Origin of the sequence: Microbacterium sp. Cr-K32 (assembly GCF_000708345.1) — a bacterium.
Lineage (GTDB): Bacteria > Actinomycetota > Actinomycetes > Actinomycetales > Microbacteriaceae > Microbacterium > Microbacterium maritypicum_A.
This window is the reverse complement of the sequence record NZ_JARD01000008.1, coordinates 214,823-229,701: the sequence shown is the minus strand read 5'-3', so window position 1 is coordinate 229,701 and position 14,879 is coordinate 214,823. Positions and strand designations below refer to the sequence as shown.

Sequence of the window (14,879 nt, the reverse complement as noted above, 5' to 3'; positions counted from 1 at the left end):
CCCGTGCGAGGAGACTTCCGTGGAGGACAGGCGATCAGCCCGTACGTCGATCAGCCCTTGACGACGAAGCTCACGATCTTCGGAGCACGCACGACGACCTTCACGATCTCGCGGTCGCCGATCGACCGGATCACGCGCTCGTCGGCGCGGGCCAGAGCCTCGAGCTCCGACTCGCCGATACGCGCCGAGACCTCGAGCTGGGCGCGCACCTTGCCGCCCACCTGCACGACGGCGGTGATCGTGTCCTCGATCAGCAGTGCCGGGTCGGCGGAACGCCACGTCACCAGGCCGACGGAAGGCTCGTGTCCGAGGATCTCCCACATCTCCTCCGCCGTGTGCGGAGCGATGAGGTCGAGCATCACGGCGATCGTCTCCGCGGCTTCGCGGACGGCGGGGTCAGCCGCGCCGGCGGCACCGTCGATCGTCTTGCGGGTGACGTTCACGAGCTCCATCAGGCGCGCGACCAGCACGTTGAACTTCGTCTGCTCGACCAGCGCGGGCGCTTCGGCGAGCAGCTTGTGCGTCGCGCGTCGCAGCGCGGAGTCACCGCCGTCGAACACCACGTCGACCGGGCTCGACACCTCACCGGCGATGCGCATCGCGCGCGCCAGGAACTTCTGGGCGCCGGTCGTCGAGACGTCGGCCCAGTCCTTGTCGTCCTCCACGGGACCGGCGAACGCCAGCCCCACACGCAGGGCGTCGGCGCCGTGGGCGTCGAGCTCCTCCTGGAAGAGCACCAGGTTGCCCTTGCTCTTGGACATCTTCTGCCCGTCGAGCAGCACCATGCCCTGGTTGATGAGGTTCGAGAACGGCTCGGTGAAGTCGATCAGCCCCATGTCGAACAGGACCTTCGTGATGAAGCGCGCGTACAGCAGGTGCAGGATCGCGTGCTCGACACCACCGATGTACGAGTCCACCGGTGCCCAGCGCGCCGCCTGCGCCGGATCGAAAGCCACCGTGTCGCTGTTCGGCGAGAGGAAACGCAGGAAATACCACGAGCTGTCGACGAACGTGTCCATCGTGTCGGGGTCGCGCAGCACGGGGTCGCCCGTCTGCGGGTCGGTCGTGCGCACCCAGCTCTCGGCACCGCCCAGCGGCGAGGTGCCCTTGGGCTTGAGGTCGAGTCCTTCGACGCTCGGCAGCTTCACGGGGAGCTTGTCCTCGGGAACCGGGATGATGCTGCCGTCTTCGGCGTGCAGCATCGGGATCGGCGTGCCCCAGAAGCGCTGACGCGAGATCAGCCAGTCACGCAGACGGTAGTTCTTGGCGGCACGACCCGTGCCGGTCGCTTCCAACTGCTCGATCGCACGCGCGATGGCGTTGCGCTTGGAGAGCCCGTTGAGTGCACCGGAGTTGATCATGCGCCCTTCGCCGGTGAGTGCAACGCCCGTGGTGGCGGGGCTCTGCTCCTCGAGCGCGGCGCCCGTGTCGATCGGCACGCCCTCGTCGTCGACCTCGATCACCGGCATCGCGCCCGTGACGGGAGCCGTCGTGTCGACGACCACCTTGACGGGCAGGTCGAATGCACGGGCGAAGTCCAGGTCGCGCTGGTCGTGCGCAGGAACCGCCATGACCGCACCGTGACCGTAGTCGGCCAGCACATAGTCCGCCGCCCACACCGGCAGCTTCTCGCCGTTCACGGGGTTGATCGCATAGCGCTCGAGGAACACACCGGTCTTCGGGCGGTCCGTGGACTGCCGATCGATGTCGGTCTCCTTCTGCACCTGCTCCAGGTACGTCTGGAAGCGCTGACGCACGTCATCGGAAGCACCGGCAGCGAGCTCGGACGCCAGGTCGGAATCGGGTGCGACCACGAAGAACGTCGCGCCGTGCAGCGTGTCAGGGCGCGTCGAGAACACCGTGACCGGCTCCTCACGCCCCTCGATCATGAAGTCGACGTCGGCGCCCACGGAGCGTCCGATCCAGTTGCGCTGCATCTGCAGCACCTTGTGCGGCCAGAATCCCTCGAGCTGGTTCAGATCGTCGAGCAGACGGTCCGCGTAGTCGGTGATCCGGAAGTACCACTGCGTGAGCTTCTTCTTGATGACCTCGGCTCCACAGCGATCGCAGCGTCCGTCGACGACCTGCTCGTTCGCCAGCACCGTCTGGTCGTTCGGGCACCAGTTCACCGGGCTCTTCTTGCGATACGCCAGGCCCCGCTCGTACAGCTTCAGGAACAGCCACTGATTCCAGTGGTAGTACTCGGGGTCGGACGTGTGCAGGACACGGCTCCAGTCGAACGAGACGCCGTACTGTTCGAAGCCGACCTTCTGCTGCGCGATGTTCTGATACGTCCAGTCCCGAGGGTCGGCACCCTGCCGGATCGCGGCGTTCTCGGCGGGCAGCCCGAAGGAGTCCCAGCCGATCGGGTTCAGGACGTTGTGTCCGCGGTGGCGCCAGAAACGGGCCACGATGTCGGAGTAGAGGTAGTTCTCGGCGTGCCCCATGTGCAGGTCGCCGGACGGGTACGGGAACATCGCGAGCACATACCGACGCGGGCGGGTGTCGTCGTCGCCACCCGTGAGGAACGTGCCGTTCTCCGCCCAGTACTTCTGCCACTTGTTCTGGATGGCGTGCGCCGACGGGGTCTCGTCGTCGGCAGGAGCGGTGGACAGGTTCTCAGACAACGAACGCACGACCAATCTGATGGAAAAAGCGGGATCAGTTCAGGATATCGGAACGCCAGGGCCCGGGCATTCCGGCACCGAGCGCCATGAGCGGTGCCCTCGCCTTGGTCGCGACCTCGGCGACCTCTGAGGTCGCGATCGACCCCCAGGTGATCCCTCCGCCGGCGCCGACCACAGCCTGCTCCCCTTCGATCACGATGCTGCGGATCACCATCGCCAGATCCAGGGTTCCGTCGTCACCGATGTACCCGAAGCATCCGGCGTACACGCCGCGAGGCCCGCCCTCCAGCTCGTGCAGCCGGGTCATCGCCGACAGCTTCGGAGCCCCGGTCATGCTGCCGGCTGGAAAGGCCGCCTCGAGCAGGGCCTCGACCGTGGTCCCCTCGGCCGCCCGCCCACTCACGGTACTCACCAGCTGGTGCACGGCGGGATAGCTCTCGACCACCCAGAGACCCTCCACACGTATGCTCCCGGGCTCGCACACCCGCGAGAGGTCGTTGCGCATCAGGTCGACGATCATGACGTTCTCCGCGCGCTCCTTGCGGTCCGTCGCCAGTTCTGCGGCGAGCGCGGCATCTTCGACGGGATCGATGCTTCGGGGCCTGGTGCCTTTGATGGGACGGGTACGGATGACCCCGCCCGCGGCATGGAGGAACTGCTCGGGACTGGCACTCAACAGGGTGCGATCGCCGATGCGCAGGAATCCGCCGTGATGGGCGGGCGTGGCGGTGCGGAGCCGACGATAGACCTCGACAGGGTCGTGGGCGCCCGCCACGGTGAAGCGCGTGGTGAGGCACAGCTGGTAGGCGATGCCCGCACGGATGAGATCGCGGCAGCGTTCGATGAGTGCGGCGTACTCGCCGGGGTCGTGTCGGGCGACGGCGATACGCGGCGGGTGATCGGGGTCGCTCATCGAGGAGGGCGCGGATTCCGGGACCCCCACCAGTGCCCGGACGTCTGCCGCCCAGTCCTCGACGTCGCTCTCCATCCCGAGCACCCAGACGCGCTGCTTGTCGTGGTCGAAGGCGACGACACGGGTGGCACGCAGCCAGGAACCGCCCGAGCCGTCTTCCGGACCCGCGACCGGTGCACCGGCGGCGGCGGCACCGCTCTCATAGTCGAGCCACCCCACCCAGCCCCCTGTGAACGGCGGCAGCTCAGGGTCGGCAGCGACGACGTCGACGCGCACCTCGCGCGGAAGCGTCGACCGCTCCCCCGCCCCGACGAAGCTCCATCCGGTGAGCGCGTCAGCCCCGGCGTCGAGCCAGAACACATCGGCGGTCCCGGCTTCCAGCATCCCGAACACCGACGACGGCTCCACCCAGTCGGGAAGCGGACGAGCACTCAGCTGTTCGGGCACCTTTCCAGCCTAGGACCGGGTGGCTCCCGTATCCTCATGGGGTGGACGACCTCCTGATCTGGCTCCTCGACACCGTGCAGTCGATCGATCCGGTCGCCCGCACGCTCATCGCCGGGCTCGCCGTGATGCTGGAGACGAGCATCCTGATCGGCCTCATCGTTCCCGGCGACACGATCGTGATCATCGCGTCCATGGGTGTCGCCACTCCCCTGGAGGGCATCGCGATGGGTGTCGCGGTCGTGATCGGGGCGCTGATCGGGGAGAGCATCGGGTTCTGGCTGGGACGCTGGCTGGGCCCGCACATCCGCGTCTCCTGGTTGGGGCGGCGGATCGGCGAGCACAACTGGGTGCGTGCCGAGAACTATCTCGAGCGCCGCGGGGGGATCGCGATCTTCCTCTCCCGCTTCCTCCCCGTGCTGCATTCTCTGGTTCCCCTCACCGTCGGGATGAGCGAGTACCCGTACCGCAAGTTCCTGGCATGGACGGCTCCCGCCTGTGTCCTCTGGGCCACCGCCTATGTGAGCGTCACGTCGCTTGCCGCCGGCAGCTTCCGCGAGTTGGTCGATCGCGTGCACTTCGCCGGGTACATCTTCGTCGGCGTGATCGCCCTGTTCCTGCTTCTGGCTTTCCTGGGCAAGAAGCTGCTGCAGCGCATCGAAGCCCGTCACCTGGAGTCCCCGGAGGCAGAGGCCGACGCCGACGTGAAAGACTGAGGCAATGGCATCGGCTCCCCCAGCCCCCCGGATCCACTGGTTCGCCCGACTCGAACACCGCTTCCATGTCTGGCGTGAAGGTCGTGCGCGCCGTCGTGGCCGTGTCGCGACGATCCTTCCCTTCCCCGGTTACGGTGGTCCGGGCTGGGTCCGCGTCGTCGGCCGGGTGCTGATCGTCCCGCCGCAGCGTCGCACCCGAGACGGTGAACCCGCCAGCGTCCGCGGATGGCGCAGCTTCGTCGGCATCCCGGTGGGATTCGCCGCTGTCAGCGTGCACTTCGGCGAGACCACCCACCAGGTCGCGGCCGACCGCGGCGGCGTGGTCGATGCCATGATCCGTGTCGATCTGGAACCCGGCTGGCAGACGTTCACGTTCTCCGTCGAGGGTCAGGCGCCGGTGGAGGCTCGCGCATTCATCGTGGCCGAGGGCACCTCGTTCGGCGTGGTGTCGGATGTCGACGACACCGTGATGGTGACGGCGCTGCCTCGTCCCTTCATCGCCTTCTGGAACTCCTTCGTGCTCGACGAGCACGCACGCCTTCCCGTCCCGGGGATGGCCGTCCTCCTCGACCAGCTGCTCCGCCAGCACCCGGGTGCACCCATGGTGTACCTCTCCACCGGTGCGTGGAATGTCGCCCCCACCCTGTGGCGCTTCCTCGGTCGCCATCTCTTCCCCGCCGGCTCCATGCTCCTGACCGACTGGGGTCCCACTCACGAACGGTGGTTCCGCAGCGGGCGTGAACACAAGCTCACGAACCTGCGTCGCCTCGCGACCGAGTTCCCCGACGTGAAATGGCTGTTGATCGGAGACGACGGCCAGCACGACGAGTCGATCTACAGCCAGTTCATGGACGAGTACCCCGATTCCGTCGCCGGCGTCGCGATCCGTCGTCTGCTTCCCGCCGAGGCCGTGCTCGCCGGTGGACGCGCCGGTCACGAACCGCACTCTGAAGATGCCGCTCCGTGGGTGAGCGCCGAGGACGGCGCCGGTCTTCGCGATCTGCTCGGCGAAGCCGGCATCCTGCACTGACATGACCATCGCCCGCCGGGACTGGACCCTCCGCGAGGAGGCGCATCGTGAACGCGCCGACGCCCTCACCGCGGCGCACCGCGAACGGTCGACGCGGGCGGAGAAGCATCCGGTGTGGGACTTCCTCTTCACCTACTACTCGTACAAGCCCGCGCACCTGCGTCGATGGCATCCGGGGGCCGGTGTCGAACTCGCCGATGCGCCGGAACGCCGCGACTGGCGGTGGTACTCCCCCGGGCGATCGCCCGGCAGCGTCGTGCCGGATGCGGCGGCTTTCAGCGCAGAGAAGACGGAGCTGGCCGCGCTCATCGAGCGCATGCTCCGCCGCACCGCATCCCGCCCCGGACAGTTCGGCTGCTTCGGCCTGCACGAGTGGGCGATGGTGTACCGCGCGGACGAGCATCGCCACGCGGTGCCGTTGCGGCTCGGGCAGGCGGGCACGGATGCCGTCGTCGAGAATCATGAGCTGCGTTGCACCCATTTCGACGCATTCCGCTTCTTCACCCCCGAAGCGGTCCCCCGCAACCGCACGTCGTTGAGCCGCGACGACCAGCCCCTGTTCGAGCAGCCCGGTTGCCTGCACGCGGGGATGGACCTGTACAAGTGGGCGACGAAACTCGGGCCCCTCATCCCCGGCGAACTCCTCCTGGATTCGTTCGAGCTCGCCCGCGACATCCGACTGCTCGACATGCAGGCTGCGCCGTACGACCTCTCGGCATGGGACGTGGTCCCGGTCCGCATCGAGACGACCGAGGGTAAGGCCGAGTACGTCCGTCGGCAGCGAGGGTTCGCGGACCGGGGCGCCGCCCTGCGCGCAGCGCTGCTGAACGCCTGGCTCGGCGACGGAGCTCGCGAGGCGGCCTGACCGTCAGTCCACCGGTTCGCAGTCGTCGCAGATCGACCAGCGGGCGGTCGCCGCGGCGCTCTGCATCCGGAGCGCGACCACGCGTGTCGCCGCCTCCTCGAGCCGCTCGGGCGGAAGCGTCCCCGCTTCGGCCGCCGCTGCGATGCCGGCGACCATCGACCCGGCTGTCTGCGCGTCGGACCCCGCGATCATCAACACGAGGTCGTTCCCCGCAGCGATCGCCGCCACCGCGTTCGTGACCGGGTCGGCATAGGCCGGATCTCCCGAAGACAGCAGCATGCCGAGGTCGTCGGTCACCGCCACCCCGGTGAAGCCGAGCTCGTCTCTCGCGATCTCATGCCACCGCGGCGAGAGGGATGCCGGCAGCGGATCGACCGCCGAGTAGGCGAGATGCCCGTACATCAGCAGCGAGGCCCCGGCGTCGATACCGGCGACGAACGGCACGGCCGCGGTGGCGCGCCATTCCTCGATTCCCATCGTGGTGCTCGGGATCGCGTGATGAGAGTCACCCGGAGCCGCGCCGTGGCCGGGGAAGTGTTTGAGGGTCGAGGCGACGAACTGCTCCTGCGCGACGGTTGCCGCCGCCACGCGCTCCGCCGCCGCGGCAGGGTCTGTGCCGAGCGCGCGACCGTGGATGAACGAGCCGGGATCGTCCGTGTAGTCGGCGACCGTTCCGAAGTTCACGGTGATGCCCGCTCGCGCCACCAGAGAGCCCCGCGCGGTGAACGCCGCGGACGTCTCGGCGACCGGAAGCCCCTTCAGGGAGGGGGAGGCAGAGAAGCCGTCACCGTGCAGTCGGGAGACGAAGCCGCCCTCCTGGTCCACGGCGATGAGCGGTGGCAGACCGGGATCGACCGTCAGCGCGGCCGTGAGCGCCTGCAACTCCGCTTCGGTCGCGGGGATATTGGCCCCCATGAGGATGAATCCTCCCAGTCCGGACTCCATGTACGACCGAAGGGCGGACGGGTCCGTTCCTGCCACGTGCCCCATCACCACCGTCGCTGCCTGTTCCGCCACGGACATCTCCTGCACCCGCGCCTTCGCACGTGCGGTGAGCAGCTCAGATCCGCTGGTCGACACCGTGGACTCGGGGATGCCCGACGTCGAGGGTGCGCCCACCGCCGACGCTGAGGCGCCCGACGAGACGAAGAGCCCCATCACCGCGGCGAGCGCGAGTGCGCTCGCCGTCCGTCCCCGGCGCCGATTCTCCATGTCGCGCGAAGTGGCGTGTCTCAGCAGGACAGCGCCTCGGCGATCGGCACCGCCGAGTCGGCGTCGCCGTTCCCGAAGCGGATGGTCCGGCCGACCGTGCACGGTTCGTGCAGGGACGCAGCGATCACGGCAGCGACGTCGGCACGCGCGACAGCTCCACGACCGTCCGGATCGAGCTGGATCCGACCGGTGGGATCGTCGAAGGTGAGCGTGCCCGGCGCGAGGATCGTGCCCTCCAGACCGGTGCCACGCAGGTGCTCGTCGGCGGCCCACTTCGCGTCTGCATAGGGGAAGAAGGAGTCGCCTTCCGGCACACCGTGATCAGCGGTGGACCCGAGCCATGACACCATCACGTACCGGCGGACGCCCGCGCGTTCTGCCGCGTCCATGGAACGCTGCGCGGCGTCGCGGTCGACCGCGTAGGTGCGTTCTGCCGATCCGCCACCGGCGCCGGCCGACCAGACGACGGCGTCATGACCGCGGATGATCTCGGCGAGCGCCTCGACATCCATGTTCTCGATGTCGGCGACGAGCGCTTTCGCACCGCCGGCTTCGACATCGGAGGAATGGTCAGGGTTGCGGATCACCCCGGTCACCTCGTCTCCCCGTGCGACGAGGAGCGGCGCGAGCAGGAGGGCGATGCGGCCGTGGCCGCCGAAGACGATGATTCGCGACATGCCTTCACCCTACGCGCCCCCTCCGCACTCAGCGCGGGGTCTGGTCGCTGTCGATCACGAACGCCTGTGGATGGCTCGAAAGGTAGCGCACGACGATCAGCTGACCGCCGGGTATGTACGCGTCGCGGTCGGGATACACAGCGGGGGTGAAGAAGTTGCTCTCCAGCGTGTATTCGACGCCTTCGGCCGTCGTGAACGTCACCCAGTCACCATCCAGAGTCGCCGCCGTCGGTCGGCCGTTGTCGTAGATGTACGCACGGGTGAGGGGCACGCCGGTGAGGCTGAGGAGACCGATCACCAGGCAGGCGAGCATGAGGAAAGCGAGGATGCGCGCACCGATGCGCATGATTCCTCCCCCGACACGGCCGCGCGGACGCTGATCCGCACGCAGCAGCCCCTCCCGCTCGCGGATGGCCCGCAGCTCCCCGCCGGGCATCGCGCCCCGCGCCGACAGCGCGAACAGGCCGAGGATCGAGAACCCGGCGATGAACACCATCGCGTATCCGTGCGACGCCGGGAAGTTCACGAGCCAGATGAGCGTGTCCATCGGGTTCATCGCCCCTCCTCCTTCTCGATCGTCACTGCGACGGTCTGCGGATCCTCACGCCGATAGAACGCCCAGACCGGGGCTCCGACCTGCAGGTGCGGAATGGCCTGCGGGTACACGAAGACCGTGGTGTCCGCTTCCCAGGTCGCCGCACCCTCCGGCGCCATCAGCACGCGCAGGGCGAGCTCGCTCTGCCCCTCACGACGCCGCCCCGTCGGTCGCACCTCGAGCACGGATGCCGTCACCGGGGTGCCGCTCGTGCGCGCCCGCACCTGCCGCGGATCGATCAGCCCCCGTTCGATCCGCCATTGCAGCATCGCGTCCCGCACCGTGGGGTCGTTCAGGTCGGCGAGCTCCACCGTGTCCTGGTCCGTGAGGCTGTACCGCACGGGTACCGGGAGCCCGACCTGCAGGCCGGCGAGATCGGAGGCGTCGACCAGCGTGCGCAGCTGCGCGATGAACTCCTCTGCGGTGCTCGGTGTCACCCGGATGAACAGGTCGTACTGCGGCACGTCGTTGACGGTGAGACCGGTGCGCGCGACCTCGACGATCGTGCCCACTCCGATCTGCGTCTCTCCGCGCACCCGCTTACGGCGCCCGAGCCCCGACAGGATCCCGCCGAAGGTCAGCAGCAGACCCCACGCCACACCGATGATGATCGGAGCGCCCAGTGTGTCCTCTCCCGAGAACGGAAGGATCGACTGTCTCTGATCGATGCCGAACAGCCCCTCCCCGACCCAGACCACGAGCCAGGCGGACAGCAGCAGCCAGACGACGAAGAACAGGATGCGGAGCATGCCCTCAGCGTAGCCAGGAGCCGATCTGCTCCCGTGCATGGTTTCCGGTGTGCTCTTCGCACCTAGCGCTGATCACCATCACCTGGAATCAGTTCGGTCAGGGAGGGCACGAACACCAGATCCCCGGTTCCCACGCGGAGGTTTCGGCGACGGAGCAAGAAGACGAGTCCGAGCAGTACGAGAGCAAGCGCGGTGACGAAACCTCCCCCGATCTCGATACCGGTCGCAGGGAGGGGCGGTCCCGGGGGTGCTGGTGGGTTCGGAGGTGCCGGCGGTCCGGCGATGAAGTCGACGGTCGCCGTCGCGTCACCAGCGACCTCATCCACGGCAAAGCCGATCGTCGCGGTCTCGACGGTCGTCGAGGAGGTCAGCGTGGCCGTGTAGGTGCCGTCTCCGTTGTCGGTCACGGGACCGAGCGTGCCAGCGTCCGTAGACATCGTCACGACATCCCCCGCGTCGGTCACCGGGTTCCCGTTCTCGTCGAGCAAGCTCACCGTGATAGTCGAGGTCGACACCCCATCCGCGATGATCACGACAGGATCCGCGACAATCCTCGACGACCCCGCATCCGCGTTCGCGCGGACGCCGAAATCGACATCCGTGATGCTGGTGTTCGGGGCGACCCGCACCGGCAGCGGTGGGAGTATTGCGAGGCTCGTACCGGTGGGCGGCACGACGGTGACCGCGTAGCTTCCGGCCGACACGCTTGGAAACAGGTAGGTGCCGTCAGCGCTGGAGTCGGCGGTCAACACCGACGCGAGGGCGATGTCATCCCCGCCTCCGCCGTCGTCGATTCCGTTGGCGCCGTAGGAGTATCCGTCAATGATCTGGACGACAGGGCTCACGACGGGCGTGTCGCCTGCGGAGAGGTCTCCTGAGCGATCGATGTCGTGGAACACGAATCCGGATACCTCTGATGCTGCGGACTCCAGTTCGATTGCGGCGGCGGCGGTGATGGGGATCGGGATCTCGGTGACTTCGCCCCACACGTCGTTGACCATGACACCGCTGCGTGCGAGCGCCACAGCGGTGAGCGTTATGTCCATCGCCTGGACCGTACCGGGCGTCAGCTCCGGGGTTATGAAGCGGATGGCTGTGACGGTGGGAGGTTGAGCTGATACCCAGTTGATGCCGGTTGCCCCGGATGGATCGACGGCGATAGCGGCTTCGACATTCGCTGAGGGGTCTTCGGTGTATGTGACGGCCACGCCAGTGGTGCCGTCACGTGGTTCGACCGACTCGACAGAGAGGTCTCCCAGCCCTGCGGTGCCTCGGATATCGCCGGCAAAGGGGAGGACGTCCACGAAGGATGCAGTCCCTACAGAAGTCGCGAGCCTGTTCGCCCAGCCGATCGTGTAGGTGAACGGCACTCCTGGTGCGACGGCGGCGACGGATGCCGTCTTCGTTACGGTGAACTCTGCGACGGCGTTGACGATGAGCTCATCGTTGCTCGTGCGTACAGCTTCTCTGGCCGGGTCGGAGGGGCTTGCGATCACGGTGGTGGCATCACCGCTTGCCGGGAACGGGGTGGCCGGATCGAGGACTGCCGTGAAAGTGATGGGCGCCAGCGCTGTCCCTGTGGGGACAGGTCCGAGGTTCCAGGTGATGGTTTGGCCGACCCCGCCGCCGGCGCAGTTCACCGTCGCAGGTGTGATCGACGAGGGAGGGCGGGATGCGGATCCCGTCTGGAATGATGCGCACGGAGTACTGAGAGTGGTGGTGATCACGACGTCGACGGCGGTGCGCACCACGTAGTCATTGGTGACAGTGGGCGTGATGGTGATCTCGTGCGCTTCGCCCGGTTGGGCCGATTCGGTGTCCCAGGTCGTGTTTGCACGGACCTTGGCGTCAGCGGCAAGGCCGCGGGCTCCGTTCGCTCCCGTATTCGTCGCGGGGTTGTACGACGAGTTGGCGATAGGGGCATCATCTGCGGTGAAGTTGCTGAAGATCGGTATCGGCGTCCCGGGGGCAGTGTCGATCTCTGTCCGGGTGAAAGGCACGAACAGGTTCATTCCCGTGCTTCCCGGGGCAGGGTCCAGGAAACGCACTCGCACTGCCGTGACAGCGCCGGGTCCTCCCGCCTCGGCGATGTTCGCGAACCAGCCCGCCGCGGCATCACCGGCTGAGCCGCAGTTCGGTCCCCGACGCGCCGCATCATCCGGGTAGGCCGTGTTGCCGTACTCGAGAACCACGTTGGTCGTCGAGCCGCCGTTGCGCGTCGCGTTCGGAGCACGTTCCGCGTCGATTGTGTGAAGCGCGGGATCCCAGGTGATGCAGCTTCGCGCATTGAACGCGTCCGGGCTCGCCGCTGTGGTGTTCATCGCCGCGACCCCGTAGTAGTCCTGGCCGAAATAGATGGGACCATCATTCGAGGTAGCGCTGGAAGCGTCGGGGAGCGGAGCCGAGAAGGCGGTGGAACTCGTCGTCAAAGCAGTCCCGCCTGAGAGCTGCGGAGTTCCCGCCCGCAGGACATTCACGGAGACGCAGTTCCGAGCGGGCACCGTCTCACAAGCAGCCCCAGGTTCCTGTCCGGGCGCGAAGCCACCGTAGTTCGCAGCTCCTGTGGCGCCGAGCGGCGCAAAGCCCGTCAGTTGGAACGTCCCGGTCGTCACGACGCCCACGGGGAACGATGAGGCCGGGAACCACACCACGATCCGGGACGCGGCGAAGTACGCGCCGGGATTATGGGATCCGATGTTCGTGGGGTAGCTGGAGAGAGTCTGGTCCGGGCTCTCGAACGTGACGGTGATCGGCGAGCCGGCGCCCCCGGCCTGGGCGCATACGACTGCCCCGGAGTCCACGACAGCGGAACTACCACCTCCACCACCCAGCGGCGCTTCACCTGTGTTCGTGGTGCAATTCGTCCCCGCCGCAAGCAGCCCGCCGGCGAAGTTACCCGGAAGCACGATCTGGAACGTCAAGGGCGTCGCACCGGGTTCGAGACCGCGGGTTCCCGTCGCAGAGTCGATCGGCATGAACAAATCCGCCGTCATCGCGATGTTGTATCCCGCGATGTCGCTGGAATCCCCCGGACCGTTGGCCGCCGCCGTGGCACCGGAGGTCTGCAGATCGGGTGCCAGTCGCGGCGCCGCGGACGCTGTGACGATGGCGGGGGCCGACTGGAAGGCTCCAGAGGTGACAACGGATTCCAGGAGGGATGAATCCGGGACGGTCAGGACGGTCGCCGTCACGGGGTACGCGCCGGTACCGGACGCCAGCTCGGGGAGCGTGCATGTGAGCGTTGACCCGGACGTGTCGATCGCACCTGCCCCTTCGAGGCATGAGGCCGTGGAACTCGGCTCCCAACGCATGCCGGCAGGAAGCGCTTGAATGAATGTCACATCACCTGCCGTGGCGATCGCGTACTCCCACCGGTAGGTGACCGAGTCGTTCGTTCGCACCACACCGTTCGAGGCTGACGAATCCAGACCCGGACCGTCCGATGCCGAGAAAGGGGCTGTTCCATCGGATGTCACGGAGAGCGCGACGCTTGTCAGGACACCAGGTGCTGCCGAAGCCGGAGCAGCACCGAACAGGCTTGCTGCAGCGGCCAGTGATAACACGACGACGCTGACGATCCCGCGGCGGAATCGGGCCGGCTCTTGCTCTTGGATTGCGGAGACGTTCATCGTTCCTCCAGCACATGCAGTTCTCGATCGAACTCGGCACGACCGACTGCGTCGCGGTCCTCAGTGTGACAGCCCCTCTTCGATTGCGGAACCCATCAGTTGAACAGCAGACGCGAAGCGGACGCGATCTTCTCACCGTCAGGCGTTCGCGAGCACCCGCTGGTTGTCGCGGATGAAGATCGTGCCATCTCGTTCCCACACCTCGAATACGACGAGTGAGGTCGATGCTGGCCCCGCAACGACGGCCCCAGACGCCAAGTCGAACAGCGATCCCTCGGCAGGACACATGATGAAACGCCTGGTGAGCAGGCCGTCCGAGAGCGGCGCCCGGTCATGAGGACACTGTTCCGCGAATGCATAGAGCGCATCGGCCGTTCGAGCGATGCTCACGACGGCAGCGGCGCCAGAAACACGAAAAGGCACCACCTTGCCCAGGCTCACCGACGTGCTCTGCGTCACGGCGTGGACCTCCGGCGCCTGCTTCGCGGTGCGGCGGGTCGAGCGGCGCTTTGGCAACTGTGCTGGCCGTCCGAACAGGAAGTCGAGTTCCTTCTCATCGACCTCGCGAGGCGCCAGGGTGACCTCAGTCACGCAGTGTGCGTTCGAGGGCCGCGTGCGGCGGGAGAAGACGTCCATGATGGTGTGAATCCTTGTCCTTCTCGCCGGTCCGGACCGTTTGCTCGCGGGCTGCGGAAACGGGACGTCACGGCTCGGCGTGGGTAAGAGCACCTGTAGCGGTGTCGAGTCGTCGGAGTGCATGGACCGCTGCACCGATCGTTCGGTGCAGCGTTCGGGTGTCGCTGTACTGGCCCAAGCCGAGCGCCGCATACTGAGTCCCTGTGGCCCACACGGCTCCCAGCTCCCTGTCGAATCGGATGCGATCATCCGGGGTCCGGTGGCCGAGCTTGACGGTTCCGAGGGGATCCAAATGGATCACGAAGGAGCTCTCATTCGCGTCAGCGACGCCCACTCTGAAGACAGCAGCTTTCCGGAGATCGGATCGGGTACTGATCGATACGCCAGCCTTCGCTACGACCGAGCAGACAGCGTGCAAGCGCGACCGTGTCCGGTGTCCGGCGATACGGTTACCCAAGTCCCGCGGGAGCCAGCCGGCGCCGACGCGATCCACATAGCCGACTCTGTAGCGTGGGTGGCCGAGGCCCGCCACGCGGGCCGCTTGGGGCAGATCCGGAGGGAATGCGTAGACCCGCCCGCATCCGCTCACGACGATGTCCGAGATGCGGACGGTAGAGGGCACTTCGCATGGGGTGTTGACGGCGGGTCTGATGATGCGGTCCTGAACATTGAGCGGGGGCCGACGGTCGGCTTCGCCGTCCACGCTAAGGAAGTCACCCGACAGGGATGTGTCGTTTCGTCTCGACTTGGGGGGAGAGACGCGGTGGATTAGGTATGACCAGTCGC

At 67.3% G+C, this 14,879-nt stretch carries 13 protein-coding genes; 5 read left to right on the top strand and 8 right to left on the bottom strand.

All coding sequences use genetic code 11. The features are described from left to right. Positions 1-50: 50 nt before the first annotated feature. Positions 51-2,627 (bottom strand): leucine--tRNA ligase, encoded by a 2,577-nt coding sequence (gene leuS, locus GZ64_RS0102445; RefSeq protein WP_036330993.1) that lies wholly within the window; start codon positions 2,625-2,627, stop codon positions 51-53. 34 nt (positions 2,628-2,661) lie between these two features. Next, a complete protein-coding gene (locus GZ64_RS0102440; protein WP_029264993.1) occupies positions 2,662-3,987 on the bottom strand; it encodes an anthranilate synthase component I family protein in 1,326 nt (441 codons plus the stop codon). A 41-nt stretch (positions 3,988-4,028) separates the two neighbouring features. Between GZ64_RS0102440 and GZ64_RS0102435 the strand changes: the two genes are divergently transcribed. The 3 genes from GZ64_RS0102435 to GZ64_RS0102425 are packed head-to-tail and all read left to right on the top strand — an operon-like array spanning position 4,029 to position 6,595. Then, positions 4,029-4,700, top strand: coding sequence for a DedA family protein (locus GZ64_RS0102435; protein WP_029260200.1), 672 nt, complete (start codon positions 4,029-4,031; stop codon positions 4,698-4,700). Positions 4,701-4,704: 4 nt separating this feature from the next. After that, positions 4,705-5,730, top strand: a complete 1,026-nt coding sequence (locus tag GZ64_RS0102430) for an App1 family protein (protein ID WP_029260199.1) — start codon at positions 4,705-4,707, stop codon at positions 5,728-5,730. 1 nt (position 5,731) lies between these two features. After that, positions 5,732-6,595, top strand: a complete 864-nt coding sequence (locus GZ64_RS0102425) for a hypothetical protein (protein ID WP_036330946.1) — start codon at positions 5,732-5,734, stop codon at positions 6,593-6,595. A 3-nt stretch (positions 6,596-6,598) separates the two neighbouring features. On the opposite strand, the gene GZ64_RS0102420 is transcribed toward GZ64_RS0102425, so the two are convergent. The 5 genes from GZ64_RS0102420 to GZ64_RS19970 form a co-directional block, all read right to left on the bottom strand. Then, positions 6,599-7,807, bottom strand: coding sequence for a glycoside hydrolase family 3 N-terminal domain-containing protein (locus GZ64_RS0102420; RefSeq protein ID WP_029264990.1), 1,209 nt, complete (start codon positions 7,805-7,807; stop codon positions 6,599-6,601). 20 nt (positions 7,808-7,827) lie between these two features. Then, on the bottom strand, positions 7,828-8,484 hold the full coding sequence (locus GZ64_RS0102415) for an NAD(P)H-binding protein (RefSeq protein ID WP_021198545.1): 657 nt from the start codon (positions 8,482-8,484) through the stop codon (positions 7,828-7,830). Positions 8,485-8,512: 28 nt separating this feature from the next. Continuing rightward, positions 8,513-9,040, bottom strand: coding sequence for a hypothetical protein (locus GZ64_RS0102410; protein WP_029264989.1), 528 nt, complete (start codon positions 9,038-9,040; stop codon positions 8,513-8,515). After that, positions 9,037-9,828 (bottom strand): hypothetical protein, encoded by a 792-nt coding sequence (locus GZ64_RS0102405; RefSeq protein ID WP_029260196.1) that lies wholly within the window; start codon positions 9,826-9,828, stop codon positions 9,037-9,039. Before GZ64_RS0102405 ends, GZ64_RS0102410 begins: the two co-directional genes overlap by 4 nt. 62 nt (positions 9,829-9,890) lie before the next feature. Beyond that, positions 9,891-11,324 (bottom strand): Ig-like domain-containing protein, encoded by a 1,434-nt coding sequence (locus GZ64_RS19970; protein WP_197020496.1) that lies wholly within the window; start codon positions 11,322-11,324, stop codon positions 9,891-9,893. A gap of 109 nt (positions 11,325-11,433) precedes the next feature. Between GZ64_RS19970 and GZ64_RS19965 the strand changes: the two genes are divergently transcribed. Together GZ64_RS19965 and GZ64_RS19960 are read left to right on the top strand one after the other, a co-directional pair. Then, positions 11,434-11,583: a hypothetical protein gene (locus tag GZ64_RS19965; RefSeq protein ID WP_168436349.1), complete on the top strand. Its 150-nt coding sequence runs from the start codon at positions 11,434-11,436 to the stop codon at positions 11,581-11,583. Positions 11,584-12,801: 1,218 nt separating this feature from the next. Continuing rightward, the gene (locus GZ64_RS19960) at positions 12,802-13,158 is read left to right on the top strand and encodes a hypothetical protein (protein ID WP_168436350.1); all 357 of its coding nucleotides are present in this window, start codon (positions 12,802-12,804) and stop codon (positions 13,156-13,158) included. Between the two features lie 437 nt (positions 13,159-13,595). Here the strand turns inward: GZ64_RS19960 and GZ64_RS19355 are convergent, their stop codons facing one another. Then, positions 13,596-14,093, bottom strand: coding sequence for a Rieske (2Fe-2S) protein (locus GZ64_RS19355; RefSeq protein WP_051667811.1), 498 nt, complete (start codon positions 14,091-14,093; stop codon positions 13,596-13,598). Between the last annotated feature and the right edge of the window lie 786 nt (positions 14,094-14,879).

Bases quoted from the DNA above. Each gene is read 5' to 3' on its own strand.
- GZ64_RS0102430 (WP_029260199.1), top strand. From the start codon at position 4,705: ATGGCATCGGCTCCCCCAGCCCCCCGGATCCACTGGTTCGCCCGACTC.
- GZ64_RS0102425 (WP_036330946.1), top strand. From the start codon at position 5,732: ATGACCATCGCCCGCCGGGACTGGACCCTCCGCGAGGAGGCGCATCGT.
- GZ64_RS0102420 (WP_029264990.1), bottom strand. From the start codon at position 7,807: ATGGAGAATCGGCGCCGGGGACGGACGGCGAGCGCACTCGCGCTCGCC.
- GZ64_RS0102415 (WP_021198545.1), bottom strand. From the start codon at position 8,484: ATGTCGCGAATCATCGTCTTCGGCGGCCACGGCCGCATCGCCCTCCTG.
- GZ64_RS0102410 (WP_029264989.1), bottom strand. From the start codon at position 9,040: ATGAACCCGATGGACACGCTCATCTGGCTCGTGAACTTCCCGGCGTCG.
- GZ64_RS0102405 (WP_029260196.1), bottom strand. From the start codon at position 9,828: ATGCTCCGCATCCTGTTCTTCGTCGTCTGGCTGCTGCTGTCCGCCTGG.
- GZ64_RS19965 (WP_168436349.1), top strand. From the start codon at position 11,434: ATGGTTTGGCCGACCCCGCCGCCGGCGCAGTTCACCGTCGCAGGTGTG.
- GZ64_RS19960 (WP_168436350.1), top strand. From the start codon at position 12,802: ATGAACAAATCCGCCGTCATCGCGATGTTGTATCCCGCGATGTCGCTG.
- GZ64_RS19355 (WP_051667811.1), bottom strand. From the start codon at position 14,093: ATGGACGTCTTCTCCCGCCGCACGCGGCCCTCGAACGCACACTGCGTG.